Genomic DNA, 19,003 nt, shown 5'->3' on the forward strand with positions numbered 1-19,003 from the left:
CGAAGTTGCTTTGTATATTTAGCGGAATATATACTCTAACGAACATGCCTGCACCCAAAGGAATCTGGAAGGTGATCACCGCCTCCTCTGTTGGTACCCTGATTGAATGGTACGATTTTTACATTTTCGGAAGTTTATCCACCATCATTTCCCAAAAGTTTTTCCCGGGCACGAACCCTACGGCTGCCCTGCTTTCCACACTTGCCACCTTTGCCGCCGGCTTTATTGTGCGGCCTTTCGGCGCGCTTGTATTTGGCCGCCTTGGTGACCTGATTGGCAGAAAATATACTTTTCTCCTAACGCTTGTGCTCATGGGCGGCTCCACCTTCCTCATAGGATGCGTCCCTTCCTTTGAAAGCATTGGCTACTGGGCCCCGGCCCTCGTATTGCTGCTCCGGCTGCTGCAGGGATTGGCGTTAGGGGGAGAATACGGCGGCGCCGCGACTTACGTTGCCGAACATGCGCCAAAAGAGAAACGCGGATTTTATACCAGCTGGATCCAAACCACCGCCACACTGGGCTTGTTCGTATCCCTGGGTGTCATCCTTTCGATCCGTCGCATCGTAGGGGTGGATGAATTCGTGAACGGGAACGGCTGGCGTTATCCTTTCCTGGTATCCATTTTATTGGTGGTAGTCTCCATTTTCATCCGTTTAAAGATGAATGAGTCGCCGCTCTTCAGCAAGCTGAAAGCGGAAGGCAAAACATCCACCAACCCCCTGAAAGAGAGTTTCGGGAAAAAAGAGAACTTCAAAATGGTACTCCTGGCACTGTTTGGTGCCACCATGGGACAAGGCGTGATATGGTACACCAGCCAGTTCTACGCACAGAATTTCATTCTGACCGTTTGCAAGGTGGACTATGAGCAGGCCAATACCATCATTGGTATCGCTTTGCTCGCGGCCACGCCATTCTTCGTCATCTTCGGCTCCCTTTCCGATAAATTCGGCAGAAAGAACATCATGCTTACCGGGATGTTCCTGGGTGTGATCAGCTATTTTTCGCTGTTCGGTCAACTCCGTAATATCGCAGATACTACATTGAAAACCGTTGCTTCCAAAACTGCAGTGGCAGCAACAGGCGCCACTGTAACTACCTTCGCCGATGGCGGTTCTCTTACGGAAACGCCGAAAACCGTTGAAGGAACCATCACTTATGTAAAAAACGTGATCCTCTCTTCATCTGATCAGTGGAAAATGACCGGCTGGATCTTCATCATGGTATTGTTTGTAACCATGGTGTATGGCCCTATTGCGGCTTTCCTTGTTGAGTTGTTCCCTACCAAAATCAGGTATACCTCCATGTCGTTACCTTACCATATTGGTAACGGCGTATTCGGTGGACTTGTCCCTTTTATAGGTGTATTGATTTCAACGCTTCCGGGCGCTACGCCACTTTCAGGACTATGGTACCCTGTTGGTGTTGCCGCATTGAGCCTCATCATCGGCTGCCTCTACCTCAACAACCGGATCGATGAAAACGTAAATGATTAAACGAAACATCATGAACCAACTTAAAAAAACGCTTGGCCTGGTATGGATGCTGATCGCTCCGGCCCTTCTTTTCACGCTATTCATAGGAGCGGGCGTATATATTGATCCGAACGGGAAGGCCGAAATCAACCAACCGGTTCCCTGGATCATCATCATCGCCATTTTCTCTCCCATTGCTATTGGCTTCTTCCTTTTCGGATGGTATGCCTGGAAGGGAGAGTATGATAAATTACCAGAAAACTCCGAAGAAGTATAGCGGGAGCGATCACCCTATACTCAGGGACCGCGTTCCCGCGTCCTGCTTTCCATTTCAAAGAGCAGCCGATCGTGTTCTATCAACTGTTTCAGGTCATTTTCCTCCGGCAGGTAGAGCCTGTACTTGCTCGCGAACAGATGACTACTACCGGATAGCACAGAGTATTTCACAACGGTTTCATCTTTCTCCGTGCAGAGAATGATTCCGATGGTGGGATTATCGTCAAGTGCTCTTTTCAGGTCTTCATACATACGCACGTACATATCCATCTGGCCGATATCCTGGTGGGTGAGGCGCCCCTTCTTCAGGTCAATCAGCACAAAACACTTCAGGTAATAATTATAGAATACCAGGTCAACATAAAAGTCACCTGTTTCGGTAGAAAGGTGTTGCTGCCTTGCCACGAATGCGAAACCTTTGCCAAGTTCCATCAGAAATTGGTGCAGGTGTTTGAGCAATGCGGTTTCGAGGTCCTTTTCCGCAGGGACCTGCTCAGCCGATAACCCCAGGAACTCGAAAATGTAAGGGTCTTTGATGAATGCCCGGGCATCAGGTGGCAGTACACCATCTTTTGGGGTTGGGAATGCTTTTATTCTTTCAAAATAACCGCTGCTGATGTTTCGCTCCAGGGTTCTTGAGCTCCAGCCTCCGGAAACGCATTCTTCCATGTAAAAGTTGCGGGCCTTTTCATTTACAACCCTGGAAATCAAACGGTAATGCGTCCAGCTCAATTCGGTCCGCAGTGCGGACCGAATTGGAAATGCCTGATGAAAAGCTTTCATATTTCTCAGGCTTCGCTCGGCGTAGCCGCTTCCGAATTCTCTTTCAAGTTTGCCGGAAACATTTTTCAAAATACGGTCGCTGTACCTGCCCCTTGCTTTCCCTTTCCGCTCCTCTTCCACAATCAACTTCCCTATCTCCCAATATGTTTGGAGCAACAAAACATTCACGGCACGTAGCGTTTTTTCCCTTGCCCCAACAATCAATTCCCTGATCGATCCATACAACTCCTGCTCACTCATCTCTTTCAATTTTTACAAAGTTGCGCCTGATTTTAGGGCTAACATAATTTTCAAAGACAGAAAAACACGGTATCCCTACCGTTTTTTAACGGATGCTATCCGTATTTTCGTAGCAGAAGTAACCAATATGTCAATATCCATCGAGGCAGTCAGCAAGCACTACGGCACACAAAAAGCGGTCAACAACATCTCTTTCTCCCTGAAGCCCGGTGAGATCGTTGGTTTTCTCGGCCCGAATGGTGCCGGGAAATCCACCACCATGAAAATGATGACCGGTTATCTTCAGCCGGATGGCGGAAAAATAACCGTAAACGGCATTTCCGTGCAGGCTCAGCCACTGGAGGTGAAGAAAAAAATCGGTTACCTTCCCGAAGCAAATCCGCTGTATTATGACATGTATGTAAAGGAATACCTTCATTTCATTGCTGGTGTGCATGGATTGGGCAAAAAGACCAAAGAACGCGTAAACGCCGTGATCGCCATGACGGGCCTCACTCCGGAAAGCCATAAAAAAACAGGGCAGCTTTCCAAAGGGTATAAACAGCGGGTGGGACTAGCCGCGGCCCTGATCCACGATCCGGAAGTGCTGATATTGGATGAACCCACATCCGGCCTTGACCCCAACCAGATCATTGAGATCAGGGAAGTGATCCGGAGCCTGGGGCAACAAAAGACCATTCTTTTCAGCACGCATATTCTGCAGGAAGTGGAGGCACTTTGTGAAAGAGTGATCATTATTAATAAGGGAGAACTGGTTGCGGACGCGCCGCTTTCAGACCTGAAAAACACCAATGGCGACCAGCAGCGACTTCGCGTAAATTTTGGCGAACCACTGGAAGCCGAATGGCTGCTCCGCCTCCCGGATACCCTTTCCGCAGAAAAAACAGATGCCCACACCTGGCTGCTCACTACTTCCAGCCCCGAAAAACTCCGGAAGCAAATCCTTGAACTGGCTTTGCAGCACAACCTGAATATCGTTTCTTTGCAAAGCGAAAACGGAAAACTGGAAGACATCTTCCGGGAACTCACTGCTCAAAACAAACCGCAATAAATTAGTCAAAACAAATCAACAACAACATGAGCTACATTGCAGACATTCATGCAAGACAAATCCTGGACAGCCGCGGTAACCCCACCGTGGAGGTTGACGTTATAACCGAAAACGGACACATGGGCCGTGCCGCCGTGCCATCCGGCGCCAGCACCGGTATTCATGAGGCCGTGGAACTGAGAGACAACGACAAAGCCGTTTACATGGGCAAAGGCGTACTCCAGGCCGTGAAGAATGTAAATGAAGTGATCGCTGAACAACTGATCGGCTGGAGCGTGAACGACCAGGCCGGCATCGACAAAAAACTCATCGAACTCGACGGAACCGACAATAAAGGCAAACTGGGCGCCAACGCCATGCTCGCCGTTTCCATGGCAGTGGCCAAAGCCGCAGCCCTCGAAAGCAACCTGCCCCTCTTCCGCTACCTCGGCGGTGTGAACAGCACCGTGCTGCCCATGCCCCTGATGAACATCCTGAACGGTGGCGCACATGCCGATAATAAAATTGATTACCAGGAGTTTATGATCGTTCCGGTTGGCGCGACCTCTTTCAGCGAAGGCCTGCGTTGGGGCGTGGAAATTTTCCACCACCTGAAAAGCGTACTCAAGAAAAAAGGTTACAGCACCAACGTAGGTGACGAAGGTGGTTTCGCTCCCAACATCCAGAGCAACGAAGAGGCCATCGAAACAGTTCTGGCCGCCATCGAAGCCGCAGGCTTCAAACCTGGCGAGCAGATCGGTATCGCACTCGACGCCGCCTCCTCCGAAATGTGGAAAGAAGACGAAAAAGTATACCACTTCCACAAGAGCGACGGCAAAAAACTCACCGTTGACCAAATGGTGCAGTATTGGGTAGAATGGTGCTCCAAATACCCCATCATTTCTATCGAAGACGGCATGGCTGAAGAAGACTGGGATGGCTGGAAAAAACTCACCGACGCCCTCGGTAAAAAAGTACAACTCGTTGGAGATGACCTGTTTGTAACCAATACAAAAATTCTGAAAAGAGGTATCGACAACGGTGTCGCCAACAGCATCCTGATCAAAGTAAACCAGATCGGAACACTCACAGAAACCATCAATGCCGTACAACTGGCCCAGAAAAATGGTTATACCACCATTATGAGCCACCGTTCCGGCGAAACTGAAGATACTACCATCGCCGACCTGGCCGTGGCCCTGAACTGCGGACAAATTAAAACCGGAAGCGCCAGCCGTACCGACCGTATGGCCAAGTACAACCAGTTGATCCGCATCGAAGAGGCACTGGAAGCCAACGCGATCTACCCCAACGGGCAGATCAGGTTCGGCAGCAAATAAACGGAACTGATAAGGGAGAAGGTGTTTCTTTACCGGAACGCTTTCTCTTCTTTCTAAAATCCTCGAAATGAAAATATTAGAACGTATTCCATCCTGGCTGAAGAACAAATACATGATCGCCCTGATCGTGTTCGCCGTATGGGTACTGTTCTTCGACCGGAACGATATCATCACCCAAACAGAAAGACGTTCCGAACTCAGGGACCTACAGCAAAGCAAAGCTTATTACGAACAGGAGATCAGTCTTACCAACAAAGAACTCCGCCAGCTCGACTCTAATCCCGCCCTCCTTGAAAAATACGCCAGGGAGAAATATTTCATGAAAAAGCCAAACGAAGAACTCTTCGTGATGCCAACACCGGAAGCCTCCGTTAAAAAATAGTTATCTGTTGGGCAATATCCCATACTGACCACCGTTAATATACCGGACTATCCTGAAGCTGGACCCTTCAGGAATTTTTGGACATAAATAGGTTTGCCTAATGACCACTTTTACACCCGAGGATTTACTTTTGTTCCTATACAAAGAAAGTTCTCCCGCATTAACAGGCGCCATAGAACAAGCACTCCAGGAAGATTGGACCCTGAGAGAGAAAATGGCCGTGTTAAAAGATGCGCACGAAAGGATGGAGCGCCTGCTAACAGCTCCTAGGACAGCATCGGTATTGAATATACTGAACTACGCCCGTAACACAGAACCCATAACTGCACACGAGTAACCAAACCAATTCCGGTTTTTCAGCTACTTTCGTGGTTATACAGGAATAAAGTATGACCAGGAAGGAAAGATACGAAGGTGTGATCCGCTATTTTCAGGAACACATCCCGCAGGCTGAAACCGAACTTATTTACGACAATCCCTACCAGTTACTGGTAGCTGTGATTTTATCCGCTCAATGCACCGATAAACGCGTTAACCTGACCACGCCTGCTATCTTCAGGCGGTATCCCGACGCGGAAAGTTTATCGAAAGCCAGTGTTGAAGACATTTTCGCCCTCATCAGGAGTATCTCTTATCCCAACAACAAGAGCAAGCACCTGATCGGGATGGCACAAAAACTCATGAACGAGTTCAATGGTGAAGTACCGCTTACCGTAAATGAACTCGTCACACTTCCCGGCGTGGGGCGGAAAACCGCTAATGTAATTACCTCGGTGATCGACCAGCAGCCCAATATGGCCGTGGACACCCATGTGTTCAGGGTTTCCGCAAGGATCGGGTTAACCGTAAACGCAAAAACACCGCTTGCAGCGGAGAAACAGCTTATCAAATTTATTCCTTCCGAACTGGTGCACAAAGCACACCACTGGATTATCCTGCACGGAAGGTATGTTTGTGTGGCAAGAAATCCGAAATGCCACGCGTGCGGCATTACAGAATTTTGTAAATTCTACCAGCAACAAAAGAAAAAACAGGTATCTTCTTAATTCAAGCTGGTTCTATGCTGCAATTGCCGGCCTCTTACATCAGGGAATACAAGAACTTCATCTACGGCCACTACCTCAGTGAGGGCGTGCGCATTACTGTGGGCGTGGTGCTTCCTGCTGTAATTTTCAGCTACTTCGGCGCATTGGAAACGGGCATTGTGGTATCGCTGGGGGCCATGTGCGCCAGCATTCCAGACAATCCAGGCCCTATTCACCACCGGAAAAACGCCATGGTGGTATGTTTCATCCTTACCTCCTGTTGCGCCTTTATCACCGGCGTTGTGGCCTTCTCCCCCGTTTTGCTTGGCGCCTGGGTTGCCGCAGCAGCATTTATATTCTCCATGATCGGCGTATTCAACACCCGGAGCATGGCTATTGGAACGGCGGTGTTGCTGGTGATGGTACTGAATATCGACGAGAAAAGAACTTTGGAGGACGCGGCCATTCACGCGGCCTACATCTTCGGGGGCGGATTGTGGTACACGCTCTTGAGTCTTGGACTATACAGCATTCGGCCCTATAAACTCACCCAGCAGGCCATGGGCGATTGTATTCAGGCCACCGCCAATTACCTGCACGCCAAAGCCGCGTTCTACAGCAAAAATGTGGATTACGACGCCGCTTATAGAAAATTACTGGAAGAACAAATCATCGTGCACGAGAAGCAGGACCTCGTAAGGGAAATGCTTTTTAAAAGCCGCGATATCGTGCGGGAGTCCACACCGCAAGGCAGAATTCTCGTGATGATCTTCCTCGATGTGGTGGATCTTTTTGAACGCGCCATGACCTCCCACCAGGATTACCGCGCCCTCCACCAGGCTTTCGATCAGCATGCCATTCTCCACCATTACCAATCCCTGATCTATCAGTTAACAGATGAACTGGATAGAATAGGAATCGCACTCAAAAGCGGTTTCCCTTCCACGCCTACCGATCTGCTGTCCAAAAAAACGGAGAAAGTGAACCAACTCTTCTTTCAGCTCCGGGATGAACACCGTACCGCTGAAAACGTGGAGGCATTTATTTCACTCAGGCACATCCTCGACAGCATTGAAGACATTGCCGGCAGAATCTACACCCTGCACCAGTACACCACTTTCGACCCCGCACTCAGCAAGCAATTCAAAGAACCGGATTACGATCGCTTCGTTACCCACCAGGCCATCGACCTGCGGTTGCTGCTGTCCAACCTCACCTTGCAGTCCAACACTTTCCGGCATGCCGTCAGGGTGAGCGTGGCCACTTTCGCAGGTTACCTTATATCGCTGATCCTTCCGTTCGGACACAGTTATTGGATATTGCTCACCATCATCGTGATCCTGAAACCCGCTTACAGTCTTACCAAGAAAAGAAACGGGGAACGACTGATCGGCACCATTGCCGGAGCGGCCATCGGTTTACTGCTGTTGTATTTCATCCAGGATAAAAACATCCTGCTGGCCATTATGATTTTCCTGATGATCGGAACATTCAGTTTCATGCGCGCTAAATACCTGCTGAGCGTGGTGTTGATGACACCATATATCCTCATACTTTTTCACCTGCTCTTCCCGGGAGACTTCAGAACCCTGCTCACGGAAAGAGTAATCGATACGGCCATTGGTTCCGCCATCGCGTTCCTCGCGAATTATTTCCTGGTACCTGCCTGGGAATACACACAGATCAGACAGTATATGATCCGCGCCATCCACGATAACCGGGAATATTTTAAAGTGATCGCCGGCGCATTTGCCGGGAAGCCTTATACCAATACGGAATACAAATTATCCAGGAAGAACGCGTTCGTATCACTCGCCAACCTTACCGATGCCTTTAACCGGATGATGTCGGAACCCGTGCACCAACAAAAGAACAGCAAGGAAATGCACCAGTTCGTAGTGCTCAACCATGTGCTCACTTCACACATCGCTACCGTATCCTACTATGCGCAGCCATTGGCGCAACAATACCAGAAACCGGTATTGCAGCAACTGACCACAGCATTGAACCATCAACTGGAAGACATTGAAAAGAAACTGAACGGCGTTCCCATCAATAAACAACTGGCGGAGGATGCTTCTCCCACCCAACAGGCATTGAAACAGTTGAACCATGAAGTGATGCAACTGAAGCAGGAAAGAAGTATAGAACTGGGGAAAGGTGTGGCGGATAGCCCGGTGCGGAAAACACTATCTGAGTATAAATCCATCGCCGACCAGTTCATCTTCATCGCCCGTACCGTGGAGGAGTTGGGTAAGAATGTGGGTGGACATACCGGTGCCCCCGCTACAGAGATGGCACCCGCAGCCCACCCTTAAGGTTGAACAAATGCGTCCAACCAAAGCGGGCTTCGAGCCGCTGAATGGCGATACCGCTCCTGATGCCTTTTCTGCAATAAACAATCACGGGAACATCTTGCGGAATCTCGGTATACCGTTGCATGATTTCTCCCAGCGGAATCCATATTCCACCAATATTGTACGCGTCTCTTTCTGCTGCTTCGCGCACATCCAGTAAAGCGAATGGTTCACCTTTCTGCTCCAGCGCCTTCCATTCCTCCCAACTCAGCTCTTTCATCAGTCAAGGTCCTGGTTGATGCGGGTGAGTCGCAGGTTACTTACGGGAGACACGATGAGCGGGAATTTTTCGATCACCACATTAGAGGTATCGAGCCCGAAGCCGCGTTCTTCCGACAAACTGATCTCTTTGATCCAGAAATACAGTTTCATGATAATGCGCTCGAAGAACGGCAGTTCGTTGTCCTGGGAAAGGTATTTCTCCATCACAATAAACTGGAAATCGCCCACCACATTGTTCTTCTCCAGGGATTCGTAGCGGCTGGTGATGTTCACTTCCTTGTTCTTCACCAGGTCTTCCACCACTTTCCGGAACATGAGGTTGATGCGTTGCTGTACGCGGAAACCGAGCCTGAACTCCACGCGGATAATGTCGTTGGGAATGATATGGTCCACGGAATATTCGCAGGTATAGGGGTCATCGAGCGTGTCTACGTGTACGAACCAGTAAATATCGGAGCGTTTGGGTTTTCTGTTGAGAATCGAATAAATAATCTTGTGCTCAATCTCCTTAGGATTATTCGCCGAAGTGAGGTACACCAGGTGTGTGGCGTATTTGGGAACGGATTTATCGTTACTCAGTTCCTGGATCATGGGAATATACTGGTCGAGGCGTACAAATTCCACGTAACGGTTCTTAATTTTCCGGGAGCGGTACCAGGTGTACATAATGAGGAACATCACACCGCCGATCATCAGCGTAATATAGCCGCCATGTGTGAATTTGATGAGGTTGGCCACCAGGAAAGACGATTCGATCACGATATATACCACGAGAAAAAGATAGATCAGAAAGGCGGGCACTCTTTTGGAAACGAGGTAGTTGGCGAAAAGAATAGTGGTAGAAAGCATACACAGCGTGATGGCGAGTCCATAAGCCGCTTCCATACTGGAAGAACGCTGAAAATACAGCACCACGCCGCAACAACCGAGGTACAGCAATATGTTCACACCCGGTATAAAAAGCTGTCCTTTTTCTTCTGAAGGATAGTTCACCTTCATGCGGGGCCAGAGGTTGAGCCGCATGGCTTCCGAGATCAGGGTGAAGGAACCTGAGATCATGGCCTGGCTCGCGATGATGGCAGCGGAAGTCGCAATCACGATACCGATGATCACGAACCATTGGGGCATCAGGTCGTAAAACGCGTTCAGTCCCAGGGCATCATTCACGAATTTGCCGTTGTGGTGTGAAAGCAGGTTGGCCGCCTGACCAATATAGTTAACGAGCAAACAGGTTTTCACAAATATCCAGGAGATGCGGATATTCCCTCTTCCGCAGTGCCCAAGATCCGAATACAGCGCTTCAGCACCTGTGGTACATAGAAATACGGCGCCCAGCACCCAGAAACCGGCGGGATACGTAACGAGGAACTGAATGGCGTAATGCGGGCTGAAAGCTTTTAGCACGGAAAGATCATCTGCGAAATGGTAGATGCCCAAACCCGCCAGCATAAGGAACCACAAAGACATGATGGGTCCGAAGAGGCGCCCGATGGAATGCGTTCCGAATTGCTGCATGAAAAAGAAAAGCGTCAGGATACCCAGTACGATATATACGATGGTCATCCTTTCGATATCGTGCAGGGCGGGAATCTGTTTAAGGCCCTCAATGGCAGAAGTAATCGAGATGGGTGGGGTAATAATGCCGTCCGAAAGCAGGGCAGCCCCGCCGATCATGGCCGGGATCACCAGCCATTTTTTTCGTCTACGCACCAGGGCGTACAGCGAAAACGTTCCGCCTTCCCCCTTGTTATCGGCCCGGAGGGTGAGGATCACGTACTTGACGGTGGTTTGAAGCGTGATGGTCCAGATGATGCAGGAAAGGCTCCCCAGGATCAGGTCTTCTGAAATTACTTTCTCGTTGATGATGGCGTTGAAAACGTAGAGAGGAGATGTTCCGATGTCGCCGTAAATAATACCCAGCGCCACTAAAAGGCCCGCTGCGGTAACTTTGTTCAGTTGTTTGCCCACGTTGCTGTGTTGTTGGAATATGGAACAAAGGTATACTGTTCGGCGATATTTCAAAAAGCGTTTCCGGACCGCTTTTTGAGAAAGTTTAACACAGTTTATATACAACCCGGCGGGGCCATATTTCGTTTACCAGTATATTCATTGCCGTGGCCAGCAGACCCATCCGCCCGAAATGTGCCGACAATGCTCTACATTTATCGTATAAACACAGGAATTATGAACATCAGATGCTTGTTAACGCTTACCCTGGCTTTGTGTTTTTCACTCACGGAAAGTTTTTCCCAAAGGATTTCCTATTCTGAACCGGAAAGGGAAGACAGTAAGCGCACGAATTTTGAGATCATCGGCAAGCTCGGCAACAATTACCTCGTGTTTAAGAACAACCGCGCCGAAAACGCCATCAGCGTGTATGATAATGATATGAAACTGCTCGAAAGAGTGAACCAGGATTATATGCCCGACCGGGTAATCAACGTGGACTTCGTTTCATATCCTGATTTCGCCTATATGATCTACCAGTTCCAGCGCAAAAATATTGTACACTGCGTTGGGGTGAAAGTTGGTCCGGATGGCAAGAAGATCGGGGAACCGATAGATATTGATACCACCCAGATCGGGTTTTCCGCCGACAATAAACTTTACTCTACCCTGGTGAGCGAGGACAAAAAAAGGATCATGGCGCTGAAGATCAACAGCCGGAATGCCCGGAACTTCGTTTTCACCTCGGTGTTACTGGATGAAAACCTGAAACAATTGGAGAAAAAACAGTTGAACATGGCCATGGAGGAAAGGAACGATTTCTTTACCGATTTCCAGATTTCCAACAGCGGGGAACTGGTTTTCGGAAAATTCATCCGTTCCGGCGGCAATGATAACATCAGCAAATTGTTCATGGTGACCAAACCCGTGGGAGCCGACCAGTTCTCCATGCACGAACTGGACCTGGGTGGCAGGTACCTCGATGAGGTGAAGATCAGGATCGATAACCTCAACAACCACTTTCTCCTCACGGCTTTCTATTACAAACAAAGGAGGGGCAACATTGAAGGCATGTACACAGCAGCTTACGACAACAAGGCCGATTCCATCACCAAAAGCAATGCCGTGGTATTCAACGACGAACTCCGCAGCATGGCGAAAGGGGAATCGAACCTGAAAATGGCCTTTAATGATTACTTCATCAAAACAATTATACCCCGGGTGGATGGCGGGTTTATCCTTGCGGCTGAATCCAACTACACCACTTCCCGCGGCTATACCTGGAACAGGTGGGATTACCTCTCCTTCCGGAACCCCTGGATGATGCCATCCGACTATTATTTCTGGAACCGTTATTACAGTCCCTGGGGATGGAACTCCTGGCGTTACAACAATACACCCGCCACCCGTTATCATGCCGATAACATCATGGTAATCTCCTTCAACAACAAAGGCGAACTGGAATGGAGCAATGTGATACCGAAAACACAGTTCGACGACGAAAGTGATTTCCTGATCTCTTACGCTTCGCTGGTTACCGGCGGGCAATTGCATTTCCTCTTCAACGAAGTGGAACGCAGGAGCCTGATCCTGAGCGAACAAACTGTTAGTCCGGACGGACAGATCACCCGTTCGCCCACCATTAAAAACCTTGATAAAGGCTACGAATTCATGCCGCGTTACGCAAAACAGGTTTCCGCGCGCCAAATGGTTGTACCTTGTTTTTATAGAAACTATCTTTGCTTCGCGAAAGTAGATTTCTAAAACAACCAGCCTAAGGTGATTACAATATTCAAGCAGAAAAACCCGGGAAACGCCCTGATCCTTCTTATTTACGCACTGGTACTGAAGTTCCCGGTGTTCCTGCATCCTTCCTTACCGGTCACCAAGCCGCAGGACGGGTTCCTGTACCGCGAACTGGTGGCGTGGCTGAACGGCTTTTCGGGCGGAAGTCCGGCCATTTTTTCCCTGCTCAGTTTCCTTCTGCTTTTTACCCAGGCTTCGCACCTGAACAAGATCGTGAACGACCAGCGGCTGTTCCCGAAACCGAACTTCCTGGCGGGAATGAGTTACCTGCTCATCACCTCGTTTTTTCCTGAATGGAATTTGTTTTCCGCAGGTCTGCTGGTGAACTCGCTGCTGATCTGGGCACTGGTAAAAATGATGGCGCTGTACAATACGCAAAGTCCGAAGACGCAGTTGTTCAACATGGGTATCCTGGTAGGGCTGGCCTCTTTCCTGTTCTTTCCCGCCGCGGCATTCGTGTTGCTGGTATTTTTCGCCTTATTGCTCATGCGTCCGTTCCGGTTCTCTGAATGGGTGATTACGTTGATGGGTTTGCTGGCACCGTATTATTTCCTTTTCATCGTATTGTTTCTTTCCGGCAACTGGACACCGGCAAAGTATCTTCCGCAGATTTCAATTGACATGCTGCGTTTCCGCCCGTCTATCTGGGTGGCCGCGGCCATCTCGCTGATGGTGATTCCTTTTCTGGCCGGGGGGTATTTTGTGCAGGCGAACCTGGGCAAGATGCTGATACAAACACGGAAGTGCTGGAGCCTGTTGCTGTTGTATATACTTGTTTCCACGCTAATACCTTTTATCAACACTTCCCAGGATTTTGGAAACTGGATTTTGTGCACGGTGCCGTTCGCTGCTTTTCACGCGGCGGCATATTTTTATCCTAAAACTGGTTTGATGCCGGGGATATTGCATTGGCTGGGGTTTGCGCTGGCGGTGTACCTGAATTATTTTGGTGGATAGCTCGTTTCACGCGACTGCTTTGTGCTTCGCACTGCGCAGCGCACTGCTTCGTACCTCGCAGGAGCGGAGACGCAAGGCCTTAGTTGGTTGGCGGGAGTTTCATTTAAGTGGTGTTTTTTCTCGCAACGGCGCTACGACGCCACGGCTGTTTTATTTAGGATGGCTGATTATTACGGGTGAACTTTAATTCTTGCATATACCCTACTATGGCTTGTCACAACAACCCTTTACCCATAAAGAAACATATACATTATTGTTCAATGAACAAGAAACAAAAATCAAGCGCTAACGTTGCGTCGTAGCGCCGTTGCGAGAAACCCCTTCTTTCGTGCCGCACATCAACAGCCCCTTGCGTCTCCGCTCCTGCGAGGAACGAAGCAGTGCGTCTTCGCGTGAAAAAAATAACCACCAGCACTAAGCATTCCCACTTACCGCGTGGTTAAGCACAGGTTAACCGCCTGGCAATCTTTCTCCTTCCTGTAAAAGAAGGGCATCTTTGAGGTGAAATCCCAATATCACCCAGGCCTATGAGAAAGTTATACATTGTGGCATCGCTTCTTGCCATCACTTTTTTCCAGCAACAAACCAGCGCACAACAACTGCGGCTCGGAAACCAGCCTTACGGCATCGAAAAATCAGCCGTGCTGGAATTGAAATCAGACAACCAGGGTTTACTTTTCCCCCGTATAACGGATACCGCCCTGATCAATGCCCTCACTCCTCCGGATGGGATGGTGATCTTCCACAGCACTTCAAAACAACTGATGGTGCGGCGCAATGGCGGATGGCTCGCATTGAACAGCGCCCTGCTTACCAGGAGCAATCATGTGATCGTGAAGAGCACTTCGGACTTGCCCGCCGCTTCAGGTGGCGTCATCACCCTTCTGGCGAATACCACCTACGAAATAAACGGCGCCATTACATTGTCGAGCAAGATTAACCTGAACGGTTCCTGCCTGATCGGGGTGAATGCCACGCAGGATAAAATTATATATACCGGCGGCGGCGAATTGTTTACCGGGAGTTTAGGCGGCACGTTGCGTTTACTCACACTTACCTCTTCTTCGAACCTGTTCAACCTGAACGCGGGTGGCGCGAATACCAATCTTATTTTTCAGAACTGCTATGTACTGGCCTGTGGCGGGCTCGGCACCATCAAAGGTTTCGGCGGAACCGTTTTTTTCAGCACCATCGCGTATTTTTACAACAACAATGGCATCACTTTCGAGAACAACAACAATATCGTACTCAGCAACCAGTTGTGGGACGGCTCCAACAAGAATACTTATGAGAAGTTTACCGGCACCTTCAACATCATCCAGAAAATTGGCGGTGATATGATCTGCCAGTCTGCCAACACAGCCATAGGCATGGATATTTCAGGGATAACCAGCATTGCTTCCGGGGAAATTAAAAGCGTACTTTTCGATGGAAACGGCACCTATAAAACAGGTGTTTTCTCCAGCAACTGGGAGGTGGAATCCACCGGGCTGGATACGGAAAAAGACGATGTGGCCACCGGCAATTTATACATCAGCACAACGGCCACCACCAGTTTTTCCAATGTGAATACCAAAGTAAAAGTGGCAGGCACCACCACGTCCAGCAACCTGTTCCGGGTTACCTCGCCGGCCAACCTGCGTCTTACTTATACCGGCACGAAAACAAGAAGGTTCCAGGCGACCTGCGCCATGACGGCATCGCACGGTTCGCTTTTCGCAAATAAACTTTACACTTTTTACATCGCTAAAAACGGCGTAGTACTGGAAGAATCCAGACAAAGGGTTCGTTTGGTGAATAGCAGCGACCAGGCCTCCGTTTCACTATCTTGCACCGTACAACTCGCCAAGAACGATTACATTGAGGTTTGGGTAGAAAATAATACGGACAATACAGCCGTTGCGGTTCAATCGCTGAACCTGGGGATTAAGTAAGCCGATATTGTGACGTTATTCTACAAGCAAGTCATAAATTTCATTATCCGCTTATGAAGTATATGCAGCTCTATTCTAATTGGCCGGTAACACACGCAAAGAACCCCTTCATAAAAGCGATTCGCAATTAACGTATTAATACCAGGAATCAACACTTCTTTAATTCAGGCATTCTACCTCCCAAAGTTCCGGCATCCATAAATCGGTTCATCCACCGTTTTCCATTCCCAGGACTATTGGAATATACTTTCGGACCTCTTTCAATGCGCCATTCATCAAACATCTGCCATCGTATAAAAAGTACCATCAGTTGTACAAATCATTCAAAAAAAACGATCACGGTTTCCATATTTTGAATAACTGTACTTTTGGGCTAAACTTACTGTCTTATGATCCACTACCTGCCGGAAGGCCTGGAAGAATGTAATTAACAGCCCTGAAAGAGGAACAATCTCCCGATGATGATGGTCGCTTCCATAACTTCCGACCGAAAACACCAGATAACCAATGAGCACCTATAAACTTTGTTTATGAAACTTAAATTGGGTTGGGTTGCGGGTTGTATACTGCTAATGCTGAATACCGCATCAGCGCAGCAAAAGCAGCAAACGCATATCGCTGAATTATTCACCAGAATTGCAGCAGCTAAATCTGACACAGCAAAAGCAACGCTTTATAACCTGCTTGGCACCGCCCATTACGATACCAGGAAAACGAACAAACATGCCCTTGATAGTGCCTTATACTGGCAACGCATGGCTGAAGCAACAGGAGCAGTGGACACCAGTTGCAACGGATACAAAGGCGGAGTGGTCTCTCAGGCCATTCTCCACCTGATCAGGAATGAACATACATTAGCGCACAAAAAAATAAGTTTATTACCAGGTACTTACCTGACTTTCATCTATGCAAAGGTTGCCAATCTGCATGCGGAATCCTACAACAACAAACCCTCCAATTCAGACAGCGTTATTACTTACAGCCACAAAGTATTGCATTACGCAAGGTTGTATAAGCAGTTGAATTACGAAATCTGGGGACTGAACGCATTGTCTGTTTTTTACCACATGACTGACCGAATTGATGTGGGAAAGCAATATGTGGAAAGCCTTGATTCCATTTACAGAACACAGCATAACCTTGAAAAAAGAGCGCTATTATGGCATAATATCGCTGAGAAAATACCGCATAAGCCGGAAAACTTTGCTGAAAAAACAAGCTGTTTACTCCAGGCAAAATCGCTCCTGGAGCAAACTAAGGAACACGAAAAACTGGCCCATGTACACATCTATCTCGCAGATATTTACACAGACGAGGGCAGACTTGACCTGGCTATGAATGCGGCTAAAACCGCAGAGCAAATTCTTCGCACTAACGGGTTTAATACCACCTTTAAAGTCAGTCCCCGGTTTTACGACATATACCGCATGCAGGGTGATTTTGAAAAAGCATTAGAACACATGCTGGAAGGGATAAAAGAGGTTCAAAAAAACAAAGGCCGGAATATAGAGCATGCTTATACCAGGCTCGGCATAACTTATTATGAACTTGCCGATTACGAGAATGCCATCAGGGCCTTTGAAATGGGTATTAAGGTATCAAGGGATTCAGGGAAAATAGTACCCGGCGTATTGGTAAAATGGCATTGCAAAACGTTATTGGCCAATAACCAAAAGAAAGAAGCGCTGACGTACACAGAAAGTATGGAGAAAGAGTTTTCATCAAGATATGGGGCGGATGACAAAATGAATCTTTATGAAGCTTATGGCGATTGCTATGATGCATTAGGACAGTTTGAAAAAGCGGAATCTTTCTACAACCGAATGATCGATCCCGCAAGCGGACTTGCACCAGCGTGGGTGATGGCACCAAAGCTGGCCCTGGGTAAATTCTATTACCGCAATAAACGTTTCGATAAAACAAAAGCATTTTTTGACGAAGTAATGCAGAACCCAAATGTGGTTCCGGCCAATGTACAGGCCGACATCTCCTACATGCTTTACAAAACGGACTCCGCCAACGGAAATTACCTTTCCGCCATGAACCACCTGAACAGGTACAAATTAATCAGTGATACGATTTTCAACGCGAAGAAAACCAGGCTTATCGCCGAAATAACCACCCGATACGAAGTAGAGAAGAAAAACAACGACCTGCTGCTAAAAGACCAGGCCATACTCCGCCGGGAAAAAGAAATTGAGTTACTAACCAAGCAGGGACTTTTGCAAAAGCTGGAAAACGAAAAAAGACTGCGGGATATTCTAGTAAAAGAAAGCAGGATCGAGCTACTGAAAAACGAGGCTGAACTGCAAAAGGCACTTGCTGCCAGCAGGGAAAAAAGTTTAATTCTAAACGACAAAACCATCCGCCTGAACGCCCAGGACATTCAATTGCTCAAACGCAAAAGCGAGCTACAGGATGCAGCGCTGAAACAGTCCAACTTCACTAAAAGAATAACTATTGGCGGACTTGTCCTGCTGTTCATCATCCTTGCATTGCTGTACAACCAGTACCGCATCAAACAAAAAAGCAGCCGGAAAATTTCCGAACAAAATATCCTGCTGGAGAAGCTGCTGGAGGAAAAAGACTGGCTGGTAAAAGAGGTGCACCACCGGGTAAAAAATCACTTACAAATCATGCAGAGCTTATTAGAATCGCAGGCGGCCTACTTGTCGGATGAAGCATTGGCCGCGGTGCAGGTGAGCCAGCAAAGAGTACAGGCCATGTCGCTGATTCACCAGAAACTGTACCAGTCCGGCAACAATGATGAAATAGACATGAAGGTATATGTGTGTGAGTTGACCGAATGCCTGAAGGAAAGCTTATCGGACCAGAAAAAGATCAAGGTAAACCTGCAAGTCGAACCGCTAACACTAGATTTGGCTCAGGCTGTTCCACTGGGTTTGATCATAAACGAAGGGATAACCAACAGCTTCAAACATGCTTTTACTAACCAGGATAGCGGTGAACTAACCGTGGTACTAAAATCCTTAGATGACCATACGTACAGACTGGAACTGAAAGACACCGGCAAAGGACTACCTCCAGGTTTTAACATCAACACACATGGTTCTCTTGGCTTAAAACTGATGAAGGGGCTATCTGAACAAATACATGGAACCCTGAGCATTGAAAACCGAGAAGGCACCAATGTTGCTGTAGAATTCAAGGTAGCTAAAAATCACGCATCTTATCTTAAAGCTATCTAAAGATATTTGATTGCATCAGGCAC

The 19,003-nt window shown here is 48.2% G+C and carries 15 protein-coding genes; 12 read left to right on the forward strand and 3 right to left on the reverse strand.

The genetic code is table 11. The annotated features are described in order from the left end of the window. The first annotated feature begins 44 nt into the window (after positions 1-44). Positions 45-1,493, forward strand: a complete 1,449-nt coding sequence (locus tag M4J38_RS03205; RefSeq protein WP_251758087.1) for an MFS transporter — start codon at positions 45-47, stop codon at positions 1,491-1,493. A gap of 10 nt (positions 1,494-1,503) precedes the next feature. Continuing rightward, complete coding sequence (locus M4J38_RS03210; protein WP_251758088.1) at positions 1,504-1,749, forward strand: DUF6814 family protein; 246 nt, start codon at positions 1,504-1,506, stop codon at positions 1,747-1,749. Between the two features lie 20 nt (positions 1,750-1,769). On the opposite strand, the gene M4J38_RS03215 is transcribed toward M4J38_RS03210, so the two are convergent. Continuing rightward, on the reverse strand, positions 1,770-2,771 hold the full coding sequence (locus M4J38_RS03215) for a YhcG family protein (RefSeq protein ID WP_251758089.1): 1,002 nt from the start codon (positions 2,769-2,771) through the stop codon (positions 1,770-1,772). A 127-nt stretch (positions 2,772-2,898) separates the two neighbouring features. On the opposite strand from M4J38_RS03215, the gene gldA reads away from it, so the two are divergent. The 6 genes from gldA to M4J38_RS03245 all read left to right on the forward strand — a co-directional run bounded on the left by gldA (position 2,899) and on the right by M4J38_RS03245 (position 8,866). Then, positions 2,899-3,822: a gliding motility-associated ABC transporter ATP-binding subunit GldA gene (gene gldA / locus M4J38_RS03220; protein ID WP_251758090.1), complete on the forward strand. Its 924-nt coding sequence runs from the start codon at positions 2,899-2,901 to the stop codon at positions 3,820-3,822. A gap of 26 nt (positions 3,823-3,848) precedes the next feature. Continuing rightward, a complete protein-coding gene (gene eno / locus M4J38_RS03225) occupies positions 3,849-5,141 on the forward strand; it encodes a phosphopyruvate hydratase (protein ID WP_251758091.1) in 1,293 nt (430 codons plus the stop codon). A gap of 67 nt (positions 5,142-5,208) precedes the next feature. After that, positions 5,209-5,523, forward strand: coding sequence for a septum formation initiator family protein (locus tag M4J38_RS03230; protein WP_251758092.1), 315 nt, complete (start codon positions 5,209-5,211; stop codon positions 5,521-5,523). 100 nt (positions 5,524-5,623) lie between these two features. Further along, complete coding sequence (locus tag M4J38_RS03235) at positions 5,624-5,860, forward strand: hypothetical protein (RefSeq protein WP_251758093.1); 237 nt, start codon at positions 5,624-5,626, stop codon at positions 5,858-5,860. Between the two features lie 52 nt (positions 5,861-5,912). Then, positions 5,913-6,569, forward strand: a complete 657-nt coding sequence (gene nth, locus M4J38_RS03240; protein ID WP_251758094.1) for an endonuclease III — start codon at positions 5,913-5,915, stop codon at positions 6,567-6,569. A gap of 14 nt (positions 6,570-6,583) precedes the next feature. Next, on the forward strand, positions 6,584-8,866 hold the full coding sequence (locus M4J38_RS03245; RefSeq protein ID WP_251758095.1) for an FUSC family membrane protein: 2,283 nt from the start codon (positions 6,584-6,586) through the stop codon (positions 8,864-8,866). Here the strand turns inward: M4J38_RS03245 and M4J38_RS03250 are convergent. Next, positions 8,835-9,125, reverse strand: a complete 291-nt coding sequence (locus M4J38_RS03250) for a rhodanese-like domain-containing protein (protein WP_251758096.1) — start codon at positions 9,123-9,125, stop codon at positions 8,835-8,837. The genes M4J38_RS03245 and M4J38_RS03250 overlap by 32 nt on opposite strands. Then, positions 9,125-11,095, reverse strand: a complete 1,971-nt coding sequence (locus M4J38_RS03255; RefSeq protein ID WP_251758097.1) for a KUP/HAK/KT family potassium transporter — start codon at positions 11,093-11,095, stop codon at positions 9,125-9,127. The genes M4J38_RS03250 and M4J38_RS03255 overlap by 1 nt, the downstream gene beginning before the upstream one ends. 216 nt (positions 11,096-11,311) lie before the next feature. On the opposite strand from M4J38_RS03255, the gene M4J38_RS03260 reads away from it, so the two are divergent. From M4J38_RS03260 to M4J38_RS03275, 4 genes are all read left to right on the forward strand, one after another. After that, entirely contained in the window at positions 11,312-12,838 is a 1,527-nt protein-coding gene (locus M4J38_RS03260) for a hypothetical protein (RefSeq protein ID WP_251758098.1), read from the forward strand. Between the two features lie 15 nt (positions 12,839-12,853). After that, positions 12,854-13,837 carry a DUF6427 family protein gene (locus tag M4J38_RS03265; RefSeq protein WP_251758099.1) on the forward strand — a complete coding sequence of 328 codons (984 nt, stop codon included), beginning with the start codon at positions 12,854-12,856 and terminating at the stop codon, positions 13,835-13,837. Positions 13,838-14,364: 527 nt separating this feature from the next. Next, complete coding sequence (locus M4J38_RS03270) at positions 14,365-15,771, forward strand: hypothetical protein (RefSeq protein ID WP_251758100.1); 1,407 nt, start codon at positions 14,365-14,367, stop codon at positions 15,769-15,771. Positions 15,772-16,301: 530 nt separating this feature from the next. Continuing rightward, complete coding sequence (locus tag M4J38_RS03275) at positions 16,302-18,980, forward strand: histidine kinase dimerization/phosphoacceptor domain -containing protein (protein WP_251758101.1); 2,679 nt, start codon at positions 16,302-16,304, stop codon at positions 18,978-18,980. Positions 18,981-19,003 lie beyond the last annotated feature (23 nt).

This window comes from Parasegetibacter sp. NRK P23 (assembly GCF_023721715.1).
Taxonomy (GTDB): domain Bacteria; phylum Bacteroidota; class Bacteroidia; order Chitinophagales; family Chitinophagaceae; genus Parasegetibacter.